Origin of the sequence: Belliella marina, from assembly GCF_042682445.1 — a bacterium.
GTDB classification, from domain to species: Bacteria; Bacteroidota; Bacteroidia; order Cytophagales; family Cyclobacteriaceae; genus Belliella; species Belliella marina.
On sequence record NZ_JBHUHR010000001.1, the window covers coordinates 190,240 to 212,680 of the forward strand.

Genomic DNA, 22,441 nt, shown 5'->3' on the forward strand with positions numbered 1-22,441 from the left:
TTTTTTACTGTACAAAAGTTTGTTCTGGTATAGCTAAAATACAGATTCAGTTTTATTTGGTCACTCATGGGGGTGATGTGTTTGTCTAAAATGCGCTTTTGATTTTAATAGTGTAAAAAAGACAATTAATATTTGGGACTTTAAAATTAATTCTCTAATATTCGTTCGCAAATGGAAATGTTGACCGCCGGCATTTCTCCCCAAGTATCAAAAGTTCAGTTTAATAGCTTAATTTTTTGATCAATGTTGCCCGATTGAGACCGAATTAAAATTAATTGATATATAATAAACCCTAAATTTTATGAACCTAAAGCGGTTACTAAGTAAGATAGCTTTGTTGTTTTTATTAGGTGTAAATTTTACATTTAATAACAGTTTAGCAAATGCTACAGAAAGAATCAATTCAAAATCTGAATTGAATGCAGAAGACATCACAGTAAGGGGTGTCGTCGTCTCAGGGACTGACCAGCAGCCGATTCCAGGCGTGTCAGTATTGGTCAAAGGAACATCAAATGGCGTTGCCACAGACTTGGATGGTTCCTTCACTATTAATGTAGCTGATGAAAATGCCGTATTGGTGTTTTCTTTTGTGGGATTTATCAGCCAAGAAGTTGTGGTTGGCAACAAATCACTGGTCAATATCACCTTAGTTGAAGATCTCAGCGACCTTGATGAAGTCATCGTGGTAGGTTATGGTACCCAAAAGAAAGCTGATATTACTGGCTCAGTGGCAGTGGTTGATTCTGATGAATTGAAGAAATTTGCCACAAGTGATGTCACGCAGATGCTTCAGGGCAGGGTTTCAGGTGTTCAAGTGACCGCCGATGGCCAGCCAGGCGCTACGCCCAATGTACGGATTCGTGGTGTAGGGACTTTTGGAAATAGCCAACCTTTGTATGTGGTAGATGGTGTGCCTGTAGGTACATCTGTAAGGGATTTTAATCCTAATGACATTGAGTCCATGCAGGTGCTGAAGGATGCTTCTGCAACCGCGATTTATGGTTCTAGGGCAGCCAATGGGGTGGTCATCATCACTACCAAGCAAGGCAAGAAAAACTCAGAACTAAAGGTTGAATATAATGGCTACTATGGAATAGACCAAGTTTGGCAGAGTATGCCTGTCTTGGGCAGGGAGAACTATCAGATGATGGCCAACGAGGTTCGATTGAATGCAGGGCGTCCATTGATACCTGGCAATGATCCAAATTCAGCGGTTTTTATAGGTGATGTCGATAATGATTGGCAGAATATAGGCCTAAAAAGAGGTATGCGCCAAAACCATAACCTAGGATTTTCCGGTGGTGGTGAACACACTACTTATAACCTGTCACTTGATTTCTTTGGAAATGATGGGATATTGGTAGGGAATGGACCTTCTTATGACAGGTATTCTGCAAGATTGAATACCACAGCCGAGAAAGGCATCTTCAAAATGGGTTCGTCTATTTATTATGCGCATTCAAGGGAGAATACCTTGACTTTTAATGACCAAGTGCTCACAGGTGGTAGGCCTCCTTTGATGAATGATCTTCTGATGACTCCTCCCACCATGAATTTGTATGATCCGAACAATGTAGGGGGGTATGCTGGGACGAATGCAGACATCCACAGTGTAATCGCACTCAATGTACCCGGCATCAACAGCATGTTTGAAAACTGGGTTGATGTTGACCGTATTTTTGCCAATATTTTTGGAGAACTGAAGCTACTCGATAAGGATGGCCATACATTGAAATATAAAATCAATTTGGGTTGGGATAAAACTATGACAAGGGATTTTTCCTTGGTTCCTGAATTCAATATGGGTTATTTCTTCAACAATGCCATTGCCAGATTAAATGACGGATCCAGGATATTTACGGTAGGATTGGTTGAAAATACCTTGAATTACAACAAGTCTTTCGGTAAGCACAATCTGGATGTATTGGTTGGGCATACATTTCAATCCAATAGTGTTATCAATAGAAACGGGTATACAGAAGGTTTGCCAAGACCATATTACCCAGTCCTATCCAATGGAACCAACCAAACAGCAAGTGGATCAGAATTCCACAGTGCACTGGACTCTTACTTGGGTAGAATCAATTACAACTATGATGGCAAATATTTGATGACTGCCACAATTAGACGTGATGGGTCTTCCCGTTTTGCCCCAGCTTCCCGTTATGGGGTTTTCCCATCGCTTGCTTTGGGCTGGAGGATTTCTCAAGAAGAATTCTTCAAAGTGTCACAAGATGCCGTTTCTGATCTTAAAATCCGTGGTAGTTATGGGCAATTGGGTAATCAGGAAATCGGGGATTATCTGTACCAGAATTATGTAAACAGAAATATACCTTATCATTTTGGAGGAAATGATGTTGTGATCGGTGGTATTCAGACAGCATTGGTTGATCCGGATATTCAGTGGGAAACTGCCTCGTCTGCAAATATAGGTTTGGATGGAACATTCCTGAAAGGCAAGATAAGTTTTGCTGCAGATTATTACACCAAGACTACAACGGACTTGTTGGTGGGTGTGCCCATCCCTGCTTCCACGGGGTCTATCAATACAGCGCCTGTGGTCAATGCAGGTTCCTTGCGAAACAAGGGCTTTGACTTTGAATTGGGATACCACAAATATGATGGAGATTTTACTTTCGACATCAATGCCAATTTAGGAACGCTTTCCAATGAAGTGTTGGCTTTGGGAGGTTCGGACGAACCTATTTATGGTGTGGGTACCATCACCAGAATCGGAGGCGAAGTTGGTGAGCATTTTGGTTGGATTTACGATGGTATTTTCCAGTCTGATGAAGAAATCCAAAACCATGCTTTCCAAAATGCAAGTACTTCCCCAGGTGATGTAAGGTTCAGGGATGTGAATGGCGATGGTGTGATCAATGACGCTGATAGGGTTACTTTGGGAAGTTCTATTCCTTCTTTGACTTATGGTATCAATTTCACTGCTCGTTACAAGCGTTTTGACTTCACGACATTTGCTTCCGGATCAAGTGGTTATATGATCAATAGCCGACTATACAGGACTTTGATGCATACTTCAGATTTTATCAACTGGCATGAGGATATATTGGATCGTTGGACTCCGGAAAACACGAATACTGATATCCCAAGAGTTGTGGAGTTTGATCCAAACAACAATGGTAGGGATTCAAACAGGCCAGGATGGTTACAAACTGGTAGACACTTGCGTTTGAATACGGTTTCTTTGGGATACACTATACCAGAGAATTCTATCAAGGGTGTTCAGACAGCCAGGGTTTATGTAACCTTGCAGAACCTTCACACTTTTCAGAATTACAAAGGATATAATCCTGATTTCACCTCTGGGGTTTTCAACCCAGGGTTCGACAACGGCTCTTATCCTTTGCCAAGAACCTATATGATGGGAGTTCAACTTTCTTTCTGATAGTCCATACTTAGATACAATCAAAATGAAAAAGATACATATAATATTCATAAATTTAATCTTCATGCTGGCTGCTGTCAGCTGTGTAGATCAATTGGAGTTGACAAATCCAAATAACCAGGTACCTGGGGATTTTTGGCAAACAGAAAGCCATGCGCTTGAGGGAATCAATGCCGTCTATACGGGACTGATAATCGATGGTACGTATATGAGGATGATCCCTGCATTGACAGATGGCAGGGGAGATGATTTCCACCAAGACACACCTTGGTTGGATTTGGCGCAAGTTGCCAATTTCACGGCATTGCCATCTACTGGGCCAGTTCAGTGGGTATGGCATGCGCATTACCAAATTGTCTTTAGGGCAAACCAGGTAATCGAGAATGTCCCACAGATTGAGATGGATGAAGCATTGAGGAGCAGAATTTTGGGACAAGCATATTTTCTAAGAGGCTTGGCATACTTTAACCTTGCGACAAATTTTCAACGTGTACCTCTGATTCTTACTGTGCCGGTAGAAAGTGAAGAGTTTTATCCCGCAACTGCATCGGAGGAAGATCTTTGGGCTTCGATTATCTCGGATTTCCAAACAGCAAAGGAGAATCTTCCAGTTTCTTACAATACTGTAAGCGGCCCTGATGCCGGTCAGTCTGGAAGGGCTACTATGGGCGCAGCTACTGGAATGAAAGGCAAAGCGCTACTTTACAGACAAAGATGGCAAGAAGCAGCAGCTGAGTTTGAGGAAGTAATTGGGTTGGGGATTTATGATCTGGTTCCAAACTTTAGGGATAACTTCAGTTTTGTAAACGAAAACAATGTAGAATCATTATTTGAAGTACAATTTGCCACCCCAGACCAAGTTGGAGGTAATACTTATAACTATGGAGGAGAGCCAAATGCAAACTGGATGCAGGTGTCTTCTGTAGGGCATACTTATGCCCAGCCTGGCTTTGGGTACAATGACTTCGTACCGTCCAGGGCATTGTATGATGCATTCAATGAGGAAAGGACTGTGGATGGAAGAAAAGATCCAAGGCTTTTGTCAACCATTGCATCTTATGAGCCTGAGGAAAATTCTACCACTGTTTATAATGCTGTGCCTTGGCCACATGCACCCAATGCGATTTATCCTAGAAAATACACCCATGATGGACTGGGGGTTGCGACGGAAAGCCAAGGTGGTGTTGAGAGATCTGGGATCAATTACCGTGTGTTGAGATATGCAGATGTCCTGTTGATGTATGCAGAGGCATTGAACGAACTGGGAAGAACTGCTGATGCCTATCCAATCATTCAGATAGTAAGGGACAGGGCTAAATTGCCAGACCTCAATGATGTAAAGCCGGGCTTGTCCCAGGCAGCTATGAGAGATCAGATTGCTCATGAGAGATTCCTGGAATTGGCAATAGAAAGTATAAGGATCCATGATATTATCAGATGGGGTTGGTTGTACGACAGTGGGAAATTGGCACTTCTTAGATCCAATGATGTGGAGTTCACAAGGTGGTCACCGGGAAAGGAATACTTGCCTATACCACAGACGGAATTGGATGTGAATCCTAATCTTTCACCAAACGATGCCAACTAAGATTTTTGCGGGATTTGTTGCAAGGAGTTAGTTGTTGAATTATTCAAAAGGGGAAATGTCGGTTCTACGCTTTTCCCCTTTTACCTTAAATTTTGAGACATGAAAATTGCAAATATTATATTTTTGGTCATGATCTATGCCTCGGTAAGCTTCGCCCAGGATACCCGTAGATCAGATATTCCGGTGCATGATCCAGTCATGATCAAAGAGGGAGATACTTATTATCTTTTTTGTACTGGTCCGGGGATAGCGGTTTGGTCATCCCCCGACATGAAAGCTTGGAAAAGGGAGGCGGCAGTCTTTCCAGATCCACCAACTTGGGCTACATCGGTAGCCGCAGATTTCAGAAACCACATTTGGGCACCTGATATTACCTTGCACAATGGGGAGTACTATCTCTATTATTCTGTTTCTGCATTTGCGAAGAATACATCTGCCATTGGTTTGGCAAAAAACAAGACCTTGAACCCAGAGTCTCCAGATTACAACTGGGAAGATCAGGGGGTTGTAATCCAATCTGTTCCCGGTAGGGATCTATGGAATGCGATCGATCCCAACCTGGTGTTTGATGAAGAAGGGACACCTTGGTTGAACTATGGATCATTCTGGAATGGGATGAAATTGGTGAAGTTGGGCGATGACTTAAAGACTGTCCAGAACGGTCCGGATGATTGGCACACAATATCGAGAAGGGAAAGAAGCTTTGAATTGGATGACCGTAATCCAGGTGATGGTGCTGTTGAAGCTCCTTTTATCTTCAAGAAAGATGGCTATTACTATTTGTTTGTATCTTTTGACTATTGCTGTAGAGGAGTGAATAGTACATACAAAATGGTGGTTGGCAGATCAAAAGACGTGAAAGGGCCATACCTTGACCGTGACGGAAAAAGCATGTTTGAAGGAGGAGGTACTTTGGTGTTGGAAGGGAATGAAAATTGGCATGGGGTAGGACATAATTCGGCTTACACTTTTGATGGGACAGATTACCTGATTTTCCATGGCTATGATGCCAATGACAACGGAAGGTCTAAATTATTGATCAGAGAGATGGAGTGGGATAGCGAAGGTTGGCCAATCGTCAGCCTTGAGGAATAGACAACTTAAAAAATAATAAAACCCTAAATTATGCAAATTAAAAAGATAACCACGGCAATTGCCATCTGCGGGACACTCATCGGATTTTCTGGTGAAGTGTTTGCGCAAAATGCAAGAATCAAGATAGATTTGGATCGAAAGATCGGTGAAGTTGACAAAAAAATTTACGGAAACTTTGTAGAGCATCTCGGAAGATGTGTCTATGGGGGGATTTATGATCCGGGAAATCCTTTATCGGATGAAAATGGGTTCAGGTTGGATGTACTTGAGGCAGTTCAGGGGTTGAACGTCACTTTGACAAGATATCCAGGTGGGAATTTTGTCTCCAATTACAATTGGCTTGATGGTGTTGGACCTAAGGAAGGTAGGCCTACCAGACTGGAGTTGGCGTGGAATAGATTGGAATCCAACCAGTTTGGTACCAATGAATTTATGGATTATGCAAAATTGATGGATACCGAACCCTACTTTGCAGTTAACTTGGGCACAGGGACGATTCAGGAAGCCCAGCATTGGGTGGAATATACCAATGTGGAATCAGGGCCATACTATGCAGAATTGAGGAAAAAGCATGGATACGAAAAGCCCCATAAGATCACTTATTGGGGGTTGGGAAATGAAATGGATGGACCATGGCAAATGGGCCATTTGAATGCGGAAGATTATGCTAAAAAGGCAAGGGAAGCTGGGAAATTGATGAAATTGACTGATCCATCGATCAGGTTGGTTGCGGCTGGGTCTTCAAATTTCTATCCAGGTTCAAATCCAATGGCATGGAATAAAACAGTTATAGATGAATTGAAAGACGTGGTAGACTACTTGGCCCTTCACATGTATGTGGGCAACGTTGACGATAATTATTATGCGTTTGTAGCCTCGCCGTTGGTATTGGAAGAAAGAACCAAACTGGTATCTGGAATTATTGATGAAGCTATGTCTAGAGCTGACAGGGGTGAAAGGGATCCGATTTATATTGCTTGGGATGAGTACAATATTTGGTACAGATGGAGATCCAGTGAGACCATGTCTGGTGATATTGCCTTGGAAGAAAGGTATAACCTAGAAGATGCATTGGTGATTTCATCCTTCTTAAATGCTTTCATCAGAAATGCCGATGTGGTGAAAATCGCCAATATGGCCCAATTGGTCAATGTGATTGCCCCAATTTTCACAAATGAAGATGGACTGTTTTTACAGACGATCTATCATCCTTTGTCCCTCTTTGCAAAGCATGCACATGGGACTTCTTTGGATGTATTTGTGGATTCTGAAAAATACGATACAGGAAGTTTTGCACTCGGGCTTGGCGAACAAAAGGCAGATCTGAAAGATGTTCCTTATTTGGATGTCTCTGCGACTGTTCTTGGAGACGAGTTGATCATCAATGTGGTAAACAGGCATAAAGACAAAGCGATTACCACGGATATTTTGGCAATTGAAGGGGCGTTTACAGGTGATTTTGAAGTATTCGAAGTCAATGGGCCAGATATCAAAGCCATGAATGATTTTGGGGTAACCAATGTAGATACAAAAACGAAGTCTATAAAAGGTAAAGGGGAGAAAGTCACTTATGCTTTCCCGGCACATTCATTTACCATGATCAAAGCGAAGATTAAGCAATAACAAAAGATAAATTAGATGACTATGATATTCAAGTCCCGATTGACTTTTGTACTAGGCTTGTTTCTCCTCACTGGATTACTGTTCTCATGTGACGATAATCTTGAGGATGAACCTACAGACACAAACCCTCCCCCGACAAATGAAAATCTTGTTGTGGAGGGAATCCCTGTACCCTTATCTGAGATCCAGGATTCCTATGGGCACATTTCTTCGTTCCAGAACGTAAGCCAATGGGGACCTTACAATTCCCACGATCCGGCAGTAATCAAAGAAGGTGAATATTTTTATAGCTTCGGGACTGATGTTGCCTACGGGCAGGCACTTACCAGGGTCGGTATTCAAGTCAGAAGATCAAAAGATCTGGTAGCTTGGGAGTTTAGGGGCTGGGCAACCAATGGAAGGCCTCAACAAGGGGTGAACTATATCCGACAAAATGGAGGAGTGCCATTTGAGAATGTATGGGCTCCTTATATCATTAAGATTGGAGAGGAATTTAGATTGTATTATTCCCAAGCATCTCCTGTACTCAAATTGAGTGCGATTGGGCTTTTGACCTCAGACAATATCGAGGGACCATGGGAAGAGAAGGGGCTGGTGGTGACTTCCAATACCAATATCCCAATGACAAATGCCATTGATCCTGCTGTGGTAGTAGATAAAGATGGGAAGCATTGGATGTACTATGGTTCTGCCTTTGATGGATTGTATGTAATGGAACTGGATGCAGCAACGGGGCTCGCCAAAACCAACAATGACAAAGGGTTCAGGATTATCCAAAGGGGCTTTACGGGAAATAGTATCAATGGGAACATAGAAGCACCTGAGGTTATCTACAACGAAGCAACAGGGTTCTATTATATGTTCCTTTCATATGATTGGTTGGAATCCAAATACAATATCCGTGTAGGTAGGTCAACGAGTCCGACAGGGCCATTTTTGGATTTCAATGGGTTGGATATGAATGGAGAACAGGATAATGTCCCAATGATCGTAGCCCCTTACAAGTTTCAGGATCATGAGGGATGGCAAGGAGTGGCGCACAATGCTGTTTTCAGGGAAGGAGATCAGTTTTATATAGCACATCAAGGAAGACCGTCAGCAGATAGCCATTATATGATCAAGCATGTAAGAAAACTATACTGGACAGAAGATGGATGGCCGGTAGCATCTCCACAGCGTTTTGCAAACCTGCCAACAAAAGATATCCAAGAGGAGGATTTGGTCGGGACATGGGAACAGATAATCCTTGGATATAGGGTGGTTCCGGGTTATGCGGATGAGCAGTTTTTGCCAGACCTTCAGGTTTCGGCGGATTTGACATTAAACGCTGATGGGACCATTGGAAGTGAAGCTGGAAATGTTTGGACCTATGAAAAGCCATGGTTGACACTCAATTATGGCAATGGGACATTCATCGACAAAGTTTATGTTGACAATGAGTATGATTGGGAGAAAAGTAAAGAAACGATTATATATACAGGACTGAATAATGAAGGAACGGCCATTTGGGCCAAAAAGAAATGACCTCGCCATGAATAGAACTTTGAAATCCATCTGTGTGGTATTGATCTTTTGTATCAATACATTTTCCTACGCCCAATCCAGCCGGGTCCAATATTTTCCATTGGATCAGGTGAAATTGCTTGATAGCCCATTCAAACAAGCTCAGGAAGTTGACAAGAAGTATATTCTTGAGATGGATGTAGATAGGCTTTTGGCTCCATATATGAAGGATGCTGGTGTCGAATGGCATGCTGAGAATTATGGGAATTGGGAAAATACAGGGTTGGATGGACATATTGGAGGGCATTACCTATCTGCTCTTGCCATGATGTATGCTTCCACAGCAGACTCGGAGATCAAAAGCAGGTTGGATTACATGGTTGGACATCTGAAATTGGCCCAGGATAAAAATGGGAATGGATATCTTGGCGGTGTTCCAAACGGGCAGAAAATTTGGGAAGAAATAAGGGAAGGGAAAATCAAGGCAGGAGGGTTTTCACTGAATGACAGATGGGTACCGCTATACAATATCCATAAAATCTATGCCGGGTTGAGAGATGCGTATTTGATAGCAGGAAATGAGGATGCAAAAGCGATGCTGGTCGAATTGTCGGATTGGTTTGATGATTTGACCAAGGAGCTTACTGATGAACAATTCCAGGAAATGCTGATCAGTGAGCATGGGGGGATGAATGAGGTTTTTGCAGATTTGGCAGAGATCACTGGAGACCAGAAGTATTTGGTATTGGCAAAAAAAATGTCCCATAACCAGATATTGGATCCCTTGGCTAATCAACAGGATCGATTGACGGGAATGCATGCCAATACCCAAATCCCCAAAGTGATAGGCTTCCAAAGGATAGCACAACTTACGGATGAAAATAAGTGGAACAATTCTGCTGAGTACTTTTGGGAAAATGTCATCAACCAAAGATCTGTGTCCATTGGGGGAAACAGCGTTAGGGAGCATTTTCATTCCACGGATGATTTTTCCTCTATGCTTTCTTCAGACCAAGGCCCTGAGACCTGCAATACCTACAACATGATGCGGCTTTCCGAAAAGCTTTTTGAAAGCAGTCCGGACAGGAAATACATCGATTACTACGAAAGGGCATTGTTCAACCATATCCTTTCTTCCCAACATCCAGAGAAAGGTGGCTTTGTGTATTTCACACCCATGCGTCCACAGCATTACAGGGTGTATTCACAGCCACATGAGAATTTTTGGTGCTGTGTGGGATCTGGTTTGGAAAACCACGCCAAATATGGACAAGTCATCTATGCCCAGCAAGGTGACGACCTATATGTGAATTTGTTTATCGCATCGGAACTGACCTGGAAGGAAAAAGGTGTGAAATTGAGGCAAGAGACGAGTTTTCCTTATTCTGAAACGACAACACTTAGGTTTAACCACAAGGGGCAGAAGAAATTCAACCTGAAAATCAGGTATCCAGACTGGGTCAAAGGTGGTACTATGAAGGTAGAAGTGAACGGGAAAGAAATCCCCGTCATCCTTTCAAAAGATGGATATGTGCTCATCAATAGAAAGTGGAAGTCAAAAGACCGAGTGCGTGTCACATTGCCAATGTCCACCAAAGTTGAGTACCTCGCAGATGGCTCTCCTTGGGCCTCATTTGTCCATGGGCCGATAGTCTTGGCAGCTGAATCCGGAAAAGAAGACCTGAAAGGATTGTTTGCCGATGATAGCAGGATGGGGCATGTTGCTACGGGAAAGATGTATCCTATATTCCAGACTGCAGTTTTGAAAAAAACAGGAGATCAAGTTTTGCCAGCGAAGCAAAGTGATGACTTTAAGTTCTATCTGGCTGAAAATACTTTCCATAATGGAGAGTCGACAAGCCTGATCCCATTCTATAAAATCCATGATAGTAGATATCAAGTTTACTGGCCAATCTTGGGTGAAGATGAAGTCGAAGGCTTCAAAAAAGAGCTTCAATCAAAGGATGAATTGATGTTGAAACTTGAATCCCTGACTATAGATAAGGTAGCTCCAGGTGAGCAGCAGCCGGAATCTGAACATAATTTCAAAGCAATCAGTAGCCTAACAGGGCAAGAAAATGGGCTTTTCTGGAGAAGTACTGTTACTGCGTTTCAATATGATTTGAAAAATCCCAAATCAGAAGGCAAGACTTTAAGGATTTCCTATTTGCCCAACAAAAACAGAAACCCATTCAATATTTTGATCAATGGGGAATTATTGGTCAAAGAGCACTTTGGGTCTGAGGAATCCATGAAGATAGTGGATCGTGACTATGATATATCGGCTTTCAATACTGGTGAGATAGAAGTGAAATTCGAAAGTATAGAAGGATTGGAGACAGAAAGGATCCACTATGTCCGCTTGCTCAAGAATAACTGATAAAATCAAATTAAATCTATAATAAACCTTTAATTAAAATTAAATGAAGACAAAAAGCTTAAAAGGAATGATGCTACTGGCAGGGATGCTGGTTTCTTTCTTTTCCCTTGCCCAGAATCGCCTAATCGTGAATACAGATCAGGGAGATGTCAAAATCAATAAACATATATACGGACACTTTGCAGAGCATTTGGGCAGAAGTATTTATGGGGGGATTTGGGTAGGTCCAGACTCCGATATTCCCAATGAAGATGGCTACAGAAAAGATGTAATGCAGGCTTTGATCAATTTGGAAATCCCCAACTTGAGATGGCCTGGGGGATGTTTTGCAGACGAATACCACTGGACTGATGGTATTGGTGATCCTGCCGAAAGACCTAAAATGGTCAATACCCATTGGGGTGGTGTGACAGAGGACAACTCGTTTGGGACACATGAGTTTATGAACTTTGCCAAGAAGATCGGCACAGAGCCTTATATCACGGGAAATGTAGGTAGCGGATCTGTAGAGGAAATGTCCAAGTGGATCGAATACATCAATTTTGACGGAGTGAGTCCAATGGCTGACCTTAGAAAAAGAAATGGACAAGATGAGCCTTGGGGAATCAAATACTGGGGAGTTGGAAATGAGAGTTGGGGTTGTGGAGGTAATATGACTCCAGAGTACTATGCCAATGAATACAGAAGGTATGCTACTTATGCGAGAAACTATGGTGGAAATAGGCTTTACAAAATTGCTGGTGGTGCCAACAACTGGGATTACAATTGGACAGAAGTGTTGATGAAAAATATCCCGTTGAATATGATGGATGGCTTGTCACTGCACTACTATACCATTGCTGGATCTTGGGAAAACAAAGGGAAAGCAACAGAGTTCAGCAAAGAAGAGTACTTGGAAACACTTCGCAAAGCTGAATTTATAGATGAATTGATCAAACGTCATGGTACCATCATGGACAAATATGATCCGAACAAAAGAATCGGTATGATCATAGACGAATGGGGTACATGGTTTCAAGTAGAGCCGGGTACAAACCCAGGATTCCTTTATCAGCAAAACACCATGCGTGACGCACATGTTGCAGCGATTTCCTTGAATGTATTCAACAAAAATGCTGACCGTGTCCATATGGCAAATCTTGCACAAACGGTGAATGTATTGCAGGCAGTGATTTTGACAAATGAAACGGACATGATTTTGACACCAACTTATCATGTTTTTGACCTTTATAAGCCTCATAAGGATGCGACTTTGCTATCTCATGATCTGAAGTCGGAGGAAGTAAGCTTTGGCAAAGAAAAAATGAAATCTTTAAATGTATCGACTTCAAGGTCTGAAGATGGAACAGTCAATATCAGTATTGCCAATATCAATCCAGACAAAAAAATCGACTTGGATGTAGTCCTTAGAGGGATAGATGCAAAGACGGTCAATGCCGAGTATATCACTGCCCCAGCCATCAACTCACACAATACCTTCGAAAATAAGGAAGTGATCAAGAAAGCTGATTTCAAAGATTTTAAATTGAATAAAGATAATTTGAAAATTTCTGTACCAGCAAATTCAGTTTTGATGGTAAGGGTAAAATAATCATTTAAACAAAAAGAAAGTGCACATGAAAAATACATATTTGAAATTCGATCGTATGCTGAAAACGCTTATTTTGACAGTACTGGTCATGTGCACTTTTTCATGCACGCATTCCCATGAACATATCTTTTTTCTAAGTCCCGATGGTGATACCAAAGTTGAGATTAGCCTTGAAGAAGGAGTGTTGTATTATGGATTGTATTTTGAAGAAAAGAATATCCTAGAGCCATCCCAATTGGGGATGGTTTGGGAAGGTTTGGATTTTTCCCAGGGCTTGGAGTTGGTTTCTGTATCAGAAGCTACGGGTATTGAGGATAAGTATGAATTGGTTCATGGAAAACAAAAATCCCATGAATACAATGCTAATGAAAGCACCGTGGTCTTAAAAAATACGGAAGGCGTAGAGTTTCATGTTGTATTTAGGGTGTCGGATAATGGCCTCGCTTTCAGATATGTGTTCCCAAGTTTGGGAGAGAAACAAGTAGCGCTTTTGGAAGAGAAGACTACTTTTAATTTCAAAGAATCTGCAAAAACATGGATCCAGCCAATGGCTGATCCCAAGACTGGCTGGGAAAAGACCAACCCTTCTTATGAGGAATCCTACCAAAAAGGTGTGGCTGTAGGAACTCCTTCACCGATTGAGTCGGGATGGATCTACCCGGCGTTGTTCCAGTCTGAAGATACTTGGGTCTTGGTTTCTGAGACGGGTATACAAGCAAATCATGCAGCTAGTAGGTTGGCAGCAGCGTCTCCAAACGGGGAATACCGAATCACCTATCCATCTGACCAAGAGAAGATTTTTGATGGAAGCGTCCTTCCTACTGCAAAAGGTGGGTGGGAGAGCCCTTGGAGGATATTAGCTGTTGGTAGCCTCAAAGATGTAGTGGAATCCACACTGGGGACTGATTTGGCAATATCTCAAAGAAGTGATTTGGATTTTGGTTTCGTTGTACCCGGTGCAGCTTCATGGAGTTGGGCTTTGGGAAAAGATGAATCCATTTATTATGATATCCAGGAAAAGCACATTGATTATGCTTCTGATATGAATTGGGAGTATTGTTTGGTTGATGTCAATTGGGATAGAAATATTGGATACGAAAAGATAGGAGAGTTGGCAACATATGCAGCCACTAAAGGAGTTGGGTTGGTATTGTGGTACAACTCGGCAGGTGATTGGAATTCCACTCCGTATACGCCAAAACACCAATTGCTCACAAGGGAAATGAGGCTGGCTGAATTTCAGAAAATCAGGGATTTGGGTGTTAAGGGAGTGAAGATCGATTTTTTTGGTGGTGATGGGCAAAGTGTCATGCAGTATTACCACGATATTTTGGAAGATGCTGCGAAGGTTGGGTTGATCGTGAATTTTCATGGCGCAACACTCCCTCGGGGCTGGCATAGAACGTACCCCAATTTGGTGACTGTCGAAGCGGTCAAAGGTTTTGAAATGATCACCTTTGAGCAAGAGTTTGCCAACGAAGCCCCACAACATATGGCTATTTTGCCATTTACAAGAAATGTTTATGATCCAATGGACTTTACCCCAATGTCTTTGCACGAGATACCGGGGATTGAAAGAAGAACTTCCAAAGGCTTTGAGTTGGCTCTGTCTGTTTTGTATTATTCTGGAGTACAACATTATGCCGAGTCTCCTTCCGGAATGGCTTTGCAAGAGCCAGAGGTGATCGAATTCCTTCGATCCTTGCCATCCACTTGGGATGAAGTGAAATATATAGATGGATTCCCGGGGGAATTTGTGATCATGGCAAGAAGGAGTGGTGACTCTTGGTATGTGGCAGGCATCAATGCACAGGATGCGACAAAAAAAGTTACCCTTAACTTGCAGGAATTAGGTATTTCATCCAAAAATGCCACAAAAATATCTGACTCTGTAGATGAATCTTGGCAAGTAGATAATCTTTCAGGAGACAATGATATTGAATTTGAAATAAAAGCAAATGGGGGCTTTGTACTCTATCTTAATGAATAGATTAAATTAAATATTTGATATGAATGATAATTATGTAATTGGTCTTGATTACGGCTCTGATTCTGTCAGGGCTGTATTGGTTAATACGGCAGATGGAAACTGCCTATCAAGCCATGTGTATTGGTACCCAAGGTGGAAAGCCGGAAAGTATTGTGACCCTGTTTCCAACAGATTCAGGCAGCATCCTTTGGATCATCTTGAAGGATTGGAGCAGACTATTAAGGGAGTATTGTCAAAATCTGGGATTGGGAAAGACCAAGTGAAGGCAATTTGTGTTGATACCACTGGATCTTCACCAATGCCTGTGGATGAAAAAGGTCAGTCTTTGGCTTTGAAACCGGGATTTGCAGAAAATCCAAACGCCATGATGGTGATTTGGAAAGACCATACCTCTATCAAAGAAGCAGATGAAATCAATGAAGTGGCTAGGACATGGGGCGGAGAGGATTTTACCAAATACGAAGGTGGGATCTATTCATCGGAATGGTTTTGGTCAAAGATCCTTCATGTGGTCAGGGAAGATGAAGCTGTGAAAAATGCAGCGTTCTCTTGGATGGAGCATTGTGATTTTATCACCGCACAGTTGGTGGGGAGTACAGATCCTTTGGCTTTCAAGAGAAGCAGGTGTGCAGCCGGACACAAAGCACTTTGGCATGAGTCATGGGGTGGCTTGCCACCAAAGGAATTCTTGGGTAAATTCCATCCATACTTGGCGGAATTGAGAGATAGACTTTATACCGAAACATATACTTCGGATGAAGTCGCTGGTAATCTAAGTAAAGAATGGGCAGAGAAGCTTGGCCTGTCAGAAGATACAATAATTGCTGTTGGGACTTTTGATGCACATGCAGGAGCCGTAGGTGGAGAGATCACCGAGAATACCTTGATCAAAGTGATGGGGACTTCTACCTGTGATGTGATGGTAGCTTCCAAAGAGACCATCGGAGACAAGTTGATCAGTGGGATTTGTGGGCAAGTGGACGGTTCTGTGATCCCTGGGACTATTGGCTTGGAAGCAGGGCAGTCAGGTTTTGGAGATGTATTGGCCTGGTTCAAAAACTTGGTCGTGAAGCCTTCGGTAGCCCTTATCCAAAATAGTACATTGCTCAATCAAGAACAAAAGGATCAATTGATTGCTGAAATTGAAGAGCAAATTATCATCAAGCTTTCGGAAGACGCTTTGCAGATTCCGGTTGCCGAGTCCACAATCGTCTCTTTGGACTGGATCAATGGCCGTCGGACCCCAGATGCCAACCAATCTTTGAAAGGTGCGATCAGAAACCTAAATATGGGTTCAGATGCGGCTAGGGTATTCAAGTCTCTGGTAGAAGCTATCAGTTTTGGGTCAAAAAGCATTGTCGAAAGATTCCGTCAGGAAGGGGTTCAGATTGATGCCGTTATAGGTCTTGGTGGAGTTGCCAAAAAGTCAATTTTGGTGATGCAGACCTTGGCAGATGTGTTGAATATGCCAATCAAAGTGGCAACCTCCGATCAAGCACCTGCTTTGGGGGCTGCGATGTATGCGGCTGTCGCTGCAGGCATCCATCCCAACACCGAAGCAGCCATCAAGGCAATGAGCAATGGCTTTGACAAAGTATACGAACCCATCCCAGCAAATGTACCTGTGTACGAGAAATTGTATGCTGAGTATGTGGAGTTTGGAAAACTAATTGAAGGGAAATAAATTTAGATTTTAGAGGGTAGATTTTAGATTGGGAAATGTAGATTGTGTAATTTTACTATAGTTTCTACATTTTTCATTTCTAATTTTTACAATATGCAAAATCTAATTAAACAAAGAACGAAGAGATTTGCTCTTGACGTAATTGAGATTATTGAATCTCTTCCAAATTCAGCATCAGCAAGGATCATTTCTTATCAGCTTGCTAAATCATCCACTTCGGTTGGGGCTAATTACAGAGCAGTTTGTAGAGCAAGAAGTGACAAAGAGTTTATTTCAAAGCTACAAATCGTACTGGAGGAAGCGGATGAAAGTGGTTATTGGTTAGAATTGATTCAAGCTAAAGGTTGGGTCGATGTTTCTAAACAACTTCAAGAAGCAAATGAACTAACAGCGATCTTTGTTACTAGCCTAAAAACTATCAAAAACAGATCGAATTCAAATAACGAAAAAGACAACAATCCTTCTAAATAATTTTAGATTGTAGATTTAAGAATTTAGATTTTTAAATCTACAATCTACAATCTACAATCTAAGATCTAAAATCAAATCATGTACAAAAAACTAAAACAAGCCTGTTATGAGGCGAATATGCAACTGCCGAAATTGGATTTGGTGGTATACACCTTTGGGAATGTGAGTGCGGTTGATAGGGAAAAAGGCGTTTTTGCAATCAAACCAAGTGGTGTGCCTTATGAAGAGTTGAAAGTTGATGATATTGTAATTGTTGACTTTGACAACAATATCATTGAAGGGGATATGCGGCCATCTTCGGATACCAAAACCCATGCTTTTCTCTACAAACATTGGGAACATATTGGAGGGATTTGCCATACGCATTCCACTTATGCGGTTTCTTGGGCGCAGGCAATCATGGATGTGCCGAATTTTGGGACAACACATGCGGACCATTTGACAGCGGATATTCCCTGTGCAGCTCCCATGTCTGATGCGTTGATCGAAGGGGATTATGAACACAATACCGGACAACAGATTTTGGACTGTTTTGCAGAGAAAAAATTGGATCCCTCAGAAGTCGAAATGATCCTGGTCGGTAGCCATGGTCCATTTGCTTGGGGAAAAGATGCTGCAAAAGCTGTTTACAACAGCAAAGTCCTTGAAGAGGTAGCAAAAATGGCTTACCTTACGCTACAAATCAATCCTAATGCAGCAAGACTGAAAGATGCGTTAATCAAAAAACACTACGAGCGTAAGCACGGAAAAGACGCATACTACGGTCAAGGCTGCTAAAAACCCAAGCATATGAAAAAAATGAATTTCAAAGCGATTGCATTATTGTTTTCAGCATTCCTGATTGGAATGTCGAGCTGTTCCTCCCCCAAATCTGAGGAAAATGAAGAAGTAAAGGAAGAGATCAGTTTTAAAGTCAATGTCCAACAAGTTGCCGTCGGTGATCAGACCGCAAAAGTTTTCCACTTGGAAAATGGGAATGGTATGGAGGTTGAAATCTCAAGTTTTGGGGCTGTTGTATCCAAATTAATAGTACCTGACAAAGATGGGAATCTTGAAAATATCGTTCTTGGATATGAATCAATCGATGGTTACGATACGAATGATTATTATCTCGGAGCCACTGCGGGTAGGTATGCAAACAGAATTGCAAAAGGGAAATTCGAAATTGACGGTACAAGCTATCAATTGACTACCAATGATGGAAACAACCATCTCCATGGAGGTGATTTGGGTTTCAACAGGAAAAATTGGGATGCAGAATCCATTAAAGGAGAGAAATCCATTAAAGTCAAGTTGACTTACACCAGTCCAGATGGAGAGGAAGGTTATCCAGGTGAGCTGGTGTCTACTGTTGTTTATGAATTGACAGAGGACAATAAGCTCTTGATCAGCTTTGAAGCAGAGACAGATAAGCCAACGATTGTGAACCTAACACACCATGGATACTTCAACCTAAGTGCGATGAAAGAAGATATCTTGGGGCATGAGTTGAAAATCAATGCTGCGAAATATACCCCTGTTGACGATGAATTGATCCCAACCGGTGAATTGAAAGAGGTTTCGGGTACTCCATTTGACTTCAATACTTCAACTGCTATAGGTGCTAGGATTTCAGAAATAAAAGGTGGATATGACCACAACTATGTAGTCAAAGAACAGCATGATGGGCAGATGGCAAAGATGGCAGAGCTTTATCATGCAGGTTCAGGAAGAGTGATGGAACTTTATGCAGATTCACCAGCAGTTCAATTTTATTCAGGAAATTTCCTTGATGGTAAATTGACGACCAATGGTGTGACATATTCCCAATACATGGGACTTTGCTTAGAGCCACAGACTTTTCCCAATGCTCCAAACGAAGCGTCTTTTCCTTCGGCAAGACTAAATCCAGGAGAGAAATATAGCCATAAGATAGAGCTGCACTTCTCTGTAAAATAATTTAAGATTTTAAAAGGTAGATTTTAGATTGAGTTATTCGCCAATCAAAAATCTACCTTCCTTTTTTTAAATCGGGTCAAGACCCAGTGATTAGATTAAATGGCTGTCCAGAATGTTAATTCGCATCTTTGTCACGTCCTGAAAATAGTTGACATTTTTTTCTACTGATTTCCCTAAGTTTCCGATATCTATTCAATTGCCCTTTCAGGGCAGAAATGAACATATCTTTTTATCCAAGCATAGGGTTACAACCCTATGCTAATGTCAAAAGCCCTTTCAGGGCTCTGCTTCTTTGTCACGTCCTGAAAATAGATGACATTTTTTAAATTATGTATATCCGCTTTCTTACCAGTAGCCAATTATATTGTTTACAGGACAAGTTGACAGTCAACCTTCGACACTCGTGCGTCGTGGCGTAGTTGACAATTATCCGCATGATTACATATGCATAATTTAACTACTGGTGCCATTGCGGATAATCATATTATGAATTTTGAACTCCGAATAATGAATCAAGAATCGCTAGGTACTTGATTGTAATCCAGTATCTACTACCCTCAGCTCATCTCTGCAACTTTGCGCTCTCTGCGAGACCTTTGCATCTTGGCTCTTACGTCTTGTCTCTCGCTTCTCTTTTCTTGCTTCTAAATCTAAGATCTCTACGCTACAATCACAAAGCAGGATCCACTCCTTCAGTTGTCATCACGATTCTTTTCAAAGTTCCGTCAGAATTATAGTAGAGCTTGTCGATACATACAGACCGGCTGTAACTTCCCCCGTCGGTGTTGATGCCACCATTATGGTAGATAAAATACCATTGGTCTTTGAATTCGACTACTGCTTGATGGTTTGTATTGCTATTGCCTGCGATTTCATTCAAAATCCCTTTGTATTCATAGGGCCCTTCGATATTGTCAGCCATGGCATATGCGATTTTTTCAGGGAATTCAGTAGCATAGGTCAAGTAGTATTTCCCATCTTTTTTGTGTATCCACGGGGCTTCGGTAAATTCAAATCCATCAAATTCAATTTGCTTAATTTCCCCGTCTATTTCTATCATATTGTCTTTTAACTTAGCGTAATAGCATTCCCTATTTCCCCAAAAAATCCAAGCTTGCCCATCATCGTCAATAAAAGTAGCGGGATCAATGCATGCCCATGAATGCGTGGAAGCAAAACAGTCCTTGTTGGTCAACAATGGTTTGCCTAATGCATCTTTGAATGGTCCGGCAGGGTTGTCAGCCACAGCTACACCGATTCCTGACCAGTTGGTACTGATGTACCAATAGTATTTTCCATTTTTCTCCTGGACATGTCCTGCGTAGGCATCACCACTTTTTGCCCAAGCGAAATCTGTGATTTTCAAAGGGATGGGGTGTTCTGTCCAATTTATCATGTCAGAGGTGGAGAAAACCAACCAATCCTTCATTTTATAACTTTTTTGCCCACCTTCAAAATCGTGTCCTGTGTAAAGCCACAATGTGTCGTTTTTTACAAGTGCAGCTGGATCAGCTGTATATGCGTGGGTGAAGATAGGGTTTCCCTTTGATTGGAATTGTTGGGGCTTTTCTTGGGCAAAGACGGAGGCAGATATTGCGATCGTGATGCATACAAGGATTGTTGTTTTGAAATAAGACATGGTTATTTGGTTATAAATGATCGGAATAGTTATGGTTGGGGAGTTTCTGTAATCCCTCCCCATTTTTCAAAGAGGGGTTCTTTTGCACAGCACCTTCACTGATAGCAAATCGAAGTTGCTCTTGCTCACCAGGAGCTCCCTGACCTTCAAAATACGCAAACAAATATCCTTCATAATTTGGGACAGGTTTGCATGCTGAAATAAGAGAAAAAGCAAACAAGGCAAGCAGAAGGATATTGAATCTTTTCATTTGTGTTTTAGGCGATTTCAATAATCTAATGAATGAATAAGGTAGATAGATTCAAATTGAACCGAGAGTTCTCTCTGATACCTGCATTTATTGTTTTTCTTATAAGCAAAAGACTCAAAGTCAGGTTTTAAATTCTAAGATCTAAAATCTCAACTCTACAATCACAAAGCAGGTTCAACTCCCTCAGTAGTCATCACCACTCTTTTTAGAGTACCGTCTGGATTGTAGTATAGATAGTCTATGCAAACAGATCTTCTGAAGCTTCCTCCATCTGTAGGGATGCTTCCATTGTGGTAGATAAAGTAGTCTTTTCCTTTGAATTCAATGATTGCTTGATGGTTTGTGTTGGAGTTGCCAGCCACTTCGTTCAATATACCTTTGTATTCCCAAGGGCCAGTGATGCTCTTGCTCATGGCGTAGGCTGTCTTTTCCGGAAATTGATAGGCATAAGATAGGTAGTACCAGTCTCCTTTTTTGTGTACCCAAGGGGCTTCAGTAAAGTTGGGAAGTGGGATCTGGTTGATAGGTCCATCCAGTTCTGTCATATTGGGTTTCAATTTAGCCCAATAAGCAATCGTATTTCCCCAGAAAACATAAGCTTCTCCGTCATCATCAATAAATACAGCAGGATCAATATCATCCCAGCTGATTTCTGTATCAGTAGTCATATCATTGGTGATCAAGGCTGATCCACGGGCATCTTTCCATGGGCCAATTGGAGTATCCGACACTGCTATCCCAATAGCTTTGCCGTGGATTTCTTTGTGTGTGACAGTCACAAACCAGTAGAATTTTCCGTCCTTTTCGATCGTGTGGGCTGCCCATGCATCACCTTCCGCCCATTCAAATGTTTCTACTACATTCAAAGCAGCCCTCTCCTCCCAATTGACCATATCGGCTGAGGAAAAGATCAACCATTCGTGCATTTCATAGAATTCCTTGCGTGGAGGTGCTTCATCATGGCCCACATATAGATAGACGGTGTCATTGTGGACAAGGGCAGCAGGATCTGCGGTGTATTTGTGTGTGATGACAGGGTTTCCTACTCTATCGGTTGCTTTGTTTTCTATAGATTGGGATTCTTTTTCTACGGACGGGCCTGAGCAGGCAGCTGCTGCTATTAGCAATCCCGATAAGGCTATTTTGATTTTTTTCATAGTCTCAATAAGTATGGTAATGTTTAAGGTTTATTTATTTTGAAGCAATATAAAGAAATAAGTGTATAAAATACAATTATAAATATCGGGAATTATTGAGTCTCCCATAATTGAAACACCCATAAA

Annotated in this window: 15 protein-coding genes; 12 read left to right on the forward strand and 3 right to left on the reverse strand. The window is 41.8% G+C overall.

Going from position 1 to position 22,441, the window contains the following annotated elements:
• Positions 1-301: 301 nt before the first annotated feature.
• The 12 genes from ACFSKL_RS00745 to ACFSKL_RS00800 all read left to right on the forward strand — a co-directional run bounded on the left by ACFSKL_RS00745 (position 302) and on the right by ACFSKL_RS00800 (position 19,269).
• A complete protein-coding gene (locus tag ACFSKL_RS00745) occupies positions 302-3,406 on the forward strand; it encodes a SusC/RagA family TonB-linked outer membrane protein (RefSeq protein ID WP_376882434.1) in 3,105 nt (1,034 codons plus the stop codon).
• Between the two features lie 25 nt (positions 3,407-3,431).
• Positions 3,432-4,994 carry a RagB/SusD family nutrient uptake outer membrane protein gene (locus ACFSKL_RS00750; RefSeq protein ID WP_376882437.1) on the forward strand — a complete coding sequence of 521 codons (1,563 nt, stop codon included), beginning with the start codon at positions 3,432-3,434 and terminating at the stop codon, positions 4,992-4,994.
• Positions 4,995-5,093: 99 nt separating this feature from the next.
• Entirely contained in the window at positions 5,094-6,089 is a 996-nt protein-coding gene (locus tag ACFSKL_RS00755; RefSeq protein ID WP_376882439.1) for an arabinan endo-1,5-alpha-L-arabinosidase, read from the forward strand.
• A gap of 30 nt (positions 6,090-6,119) precedes the next feature.
• Positions 6,120-7,712 (forward strand): alpha-N-arabinofuranosidase, encoded by a 1,593-nt coding sequence (locus tag ACFSKL_RS00760; protein WP_376882442.1) that lies wholly within the window; start codon positions 6,120-6,122, stop codon positions 7,710-7,712.
• Between the two features lie 15 nt (positions 7,713-7,727).
• Positions 7,728-9,236, forward strand: a complete 1,509-nt coding sequence (locus ACFSKL_RS00765; RefSeq protein ID WP_376882445.1) for an arabinan endo-1,5-alpha-L-arabinosidase — start codon at positions 7,728-7,730, stop codon at positions 9,234-9,236.
• 7 nt (positions 9,237-9,243) lie between these two features.
• Positions 9,244-11,595 (forward strand): beta-L-arabinofuranosidase domain-containing protein, encoded by a 2,352-nt coding sequence (locus ACFSKL_RS00770; RefSeq protein WP_376882447.1) that lies wholly within the window; start codon positions 9,244-9,246, stop codon positions 11,593-11,595.
• A 43-nt stretch (positions 11,596-11,638) separates the two neighbouring features.
• A complete protein-coding gene (locus ACFSKL_RS00775) occupies positions 11,639-13,186 on the forward strand; it encodes an alpha-N-arabinofuranosidase (protein ID WP_376882450.1) in 1,548 nt (515 codons plus the stop codon).
• A gap of 25 nt (positions 13,187-13,211) precedes the next feature.
• A complete protein-coding gene (locus tag ACFSKL_RS00780) occupies positions 13,212-15,176 on the forward strand; it encodes a glycoside hydrolase family 97 protein (protein ID WP_376882452.1) in 1,965 nt (654 codons plus the stop codon).
• Between the two features lie 19 nt (positions 15,177-15,195).
• On the forward strand, positions 15,196-16,860 hold the full coding sequence (locus ACFSKL_RS00785; RefSeq protein ID WP_376882455.1) for a ribulokinase: 1,665 nt from the start codon (positions 15,196-15,198) through the stop codon (positions 16,858-16,860).
• Between the two features lie 93 nt (positions 16,861-16,953).
• Positions 16,954-17,331 (forward strand): four helix bundle protein, encoded by a 378-nt coding sequence (locus ACFSKL_RS00790; RefSeq protein ID WP_376882457.1) that lies wholly within the window; start codon positions 16,954-16,956, stop codon positions 17,329-17,331.
• Positions 17,332-17,409: 78 nt separating this feature from the next.
• Positions 17,410-18,108 carry an L-ribulose-5-phosphate 4-epimerase gene (locus ACFSKL_RS00795; protein WP_376882458.1) on the forward strand — a complete coding sequence of 233 codons (699 nt, stop codon included), beginning with the start codon at positions 17,410-17,412 and terminating at the stop codon, positions 18,106-18,108.
• Between the two features lie 12 nt (positions 18,109-18,120).
• The gene (locus ACFSKL_RS00800; RefSeq protein ID WP_376882460.1) at positions 18,121-19,269 is read left to right on the forward strand and encodes an aldose epimerase family protein; all 1,149 of its coding nucleotides are present in this window, start codon (positions 18,121-18,123) and stop codon (positions 19,267-19,269) included.
• Between the two features lie 670 nt (positions 19,270-19,939).
• Here ACFSKL_RS00800 and ACFSKL_RS00805 read toward each other — a convergent pair.
• The 3 genes from ACFSKL_RS00805 to ACFSKL_RS00815 all read right to left on the reverse strand — a co-directional run bounded on the left by ACFSKL_RS00805 (position 19,940) and on the right by ACFSKL_RS00815 (position 22,315).
• Positions 19,940-20,908, reverse strand: coding sequence for a glycoside hydrolase family 43 protein (locus ACFSKL_RS00805; protein WP_376882462.1), 969 nt, complete (start codon positions 20,906-20,908; stop codon positions 19,940-19,942).
• A 10-nt stretch (positions 20,909-20,918) separates the two neighbouring features.
• Positions 20,919-21,158, reverse strand: coding sequence for a hypothetical protein (locus tag ACFSKL_RS00810; RefSeq protein ID WP_376882465.1), 240 nt, complete (start codon positions 21,156-21,158; stop codon positions 20,919-20,921).
• A 161-nt stretch (positions 21,159-21,319) separates the two neighbouring features.
• Entirely contained in the window at positions 21,320-22,315 is a 996-nt protein-coding gene (locus tag ACFSKL_RS00815; protein ID WP_376882468.1) for a glycoside hydrolase family 43 protein, read from the reverse strand.
• Positions 22,316-22,441: the final 126 nt, after the last annotated feature.

Bases quoted from the DNA above. Each gene is read 5' to 3' on its own strand.
- ACFSKL_RS00745 (WP_376882434.1), top strand. From the start codon at position 302: ATGAACCTAAAGCGGTTACTAAGTAAGATAGCTTTGTTGTTTTTATTA.
- ACFSKL_RS00750 (WP_376882437.1), top strand. From the start codon at position 3,432: ATGAAAAAGATACATATAATATTCATAAATTTAATCTTCATGCTGGCT.
- ACFSKL_RS00755 (WP_376882439.1), top strand. From the start codon at position 5,094: ATGAAAATTGCAAATATTATATTTTTGGTCATGATCTATGCCTCGGTA.
- ACFSKL_RS00760 (WP_376882442.1), top strand. From the start codon at position 6,120: ATGCAAATTAAAAAGATAACCACGGCAATTGCCATCTGCGGGACACTC.
- ACFSKL_RS00765 (WP_376882445.1), top strand. From the start codon at position 7,728: ATGACTATGATATTCAAGTCCCGATTGACTTTTGTACTAGGCTTGTTT.
- ACFSKL_RS00770 (WP_376882447.1), top strand. From the start codon at position 9,244: ATGAATAGAACTTTGAAATCCATCTGTGTGGTATTGATCTTTTGTATC.
- ACFSKL_RS00775 (WP_376882450.1), top strand. From the start codon at position 11,639: ATGAAGACAAAAAGCTTAAAAGGAATGATGCTACTGGCAGGGATGCTG.
- ACFSKL_RS00780 (WP_376882452.1), top strand. From the start codon at position 13,212: ATGAAAAATACATATTTGAAATTCGATCGTATGCTGAAAACGCTTATT.
- ACFSKL_RS00785 (WP_376882455.1), top strand. From the start codon at position 15,196: ATGAATGATAATTATGTAATTGGTCTTGATTACGGCTCTGATTCTGTC.
- ACFSKL_RS00790 (WP_376882457.1), top strand. From the start codon at position 16,954: ATGCAAAATCTAATTAAACAAAGAACGAAGAGATTTGCTCTTGACGTA.
- ACFSKL_RS00795 (WP_376882458.1), top strand. From the start codon at position 17,410: ATGTACAAAAAACTAAAACAAGCCTGTTATGAGGCGAATATGCAACTG.
- ACFSKL_RS00800 (WP_376882460.1), top strand. From the start codon at position 18,121: ATGAAAAAAATGAATTTCAAAGCGATTGCATTATTGTTTTCAGCATTC.
- ACFSKL_RS00805 (WP_376882462.1), bottom strand. From the start codon at position 20,908: ATGTCTTATTTCAAAACAACAATCCTTGTATGCATCACGATCGCAATA.
- ACFSKL_RS00810 (WP_376882465.1), bottom strand. From the start codon at position 21,158: ATGAAAAGATTCAATATCCTTCTGCTTGCCTTGTTTGCTTTTTCTCTT.
- ACFSKL_RS00815 (WP_376882468.1), bottom strand. From the start codon at position 22,315: ATGAAAAAAATCAAAATAGCCTTATCGGGATTGCTAATAGCAGCAGCT.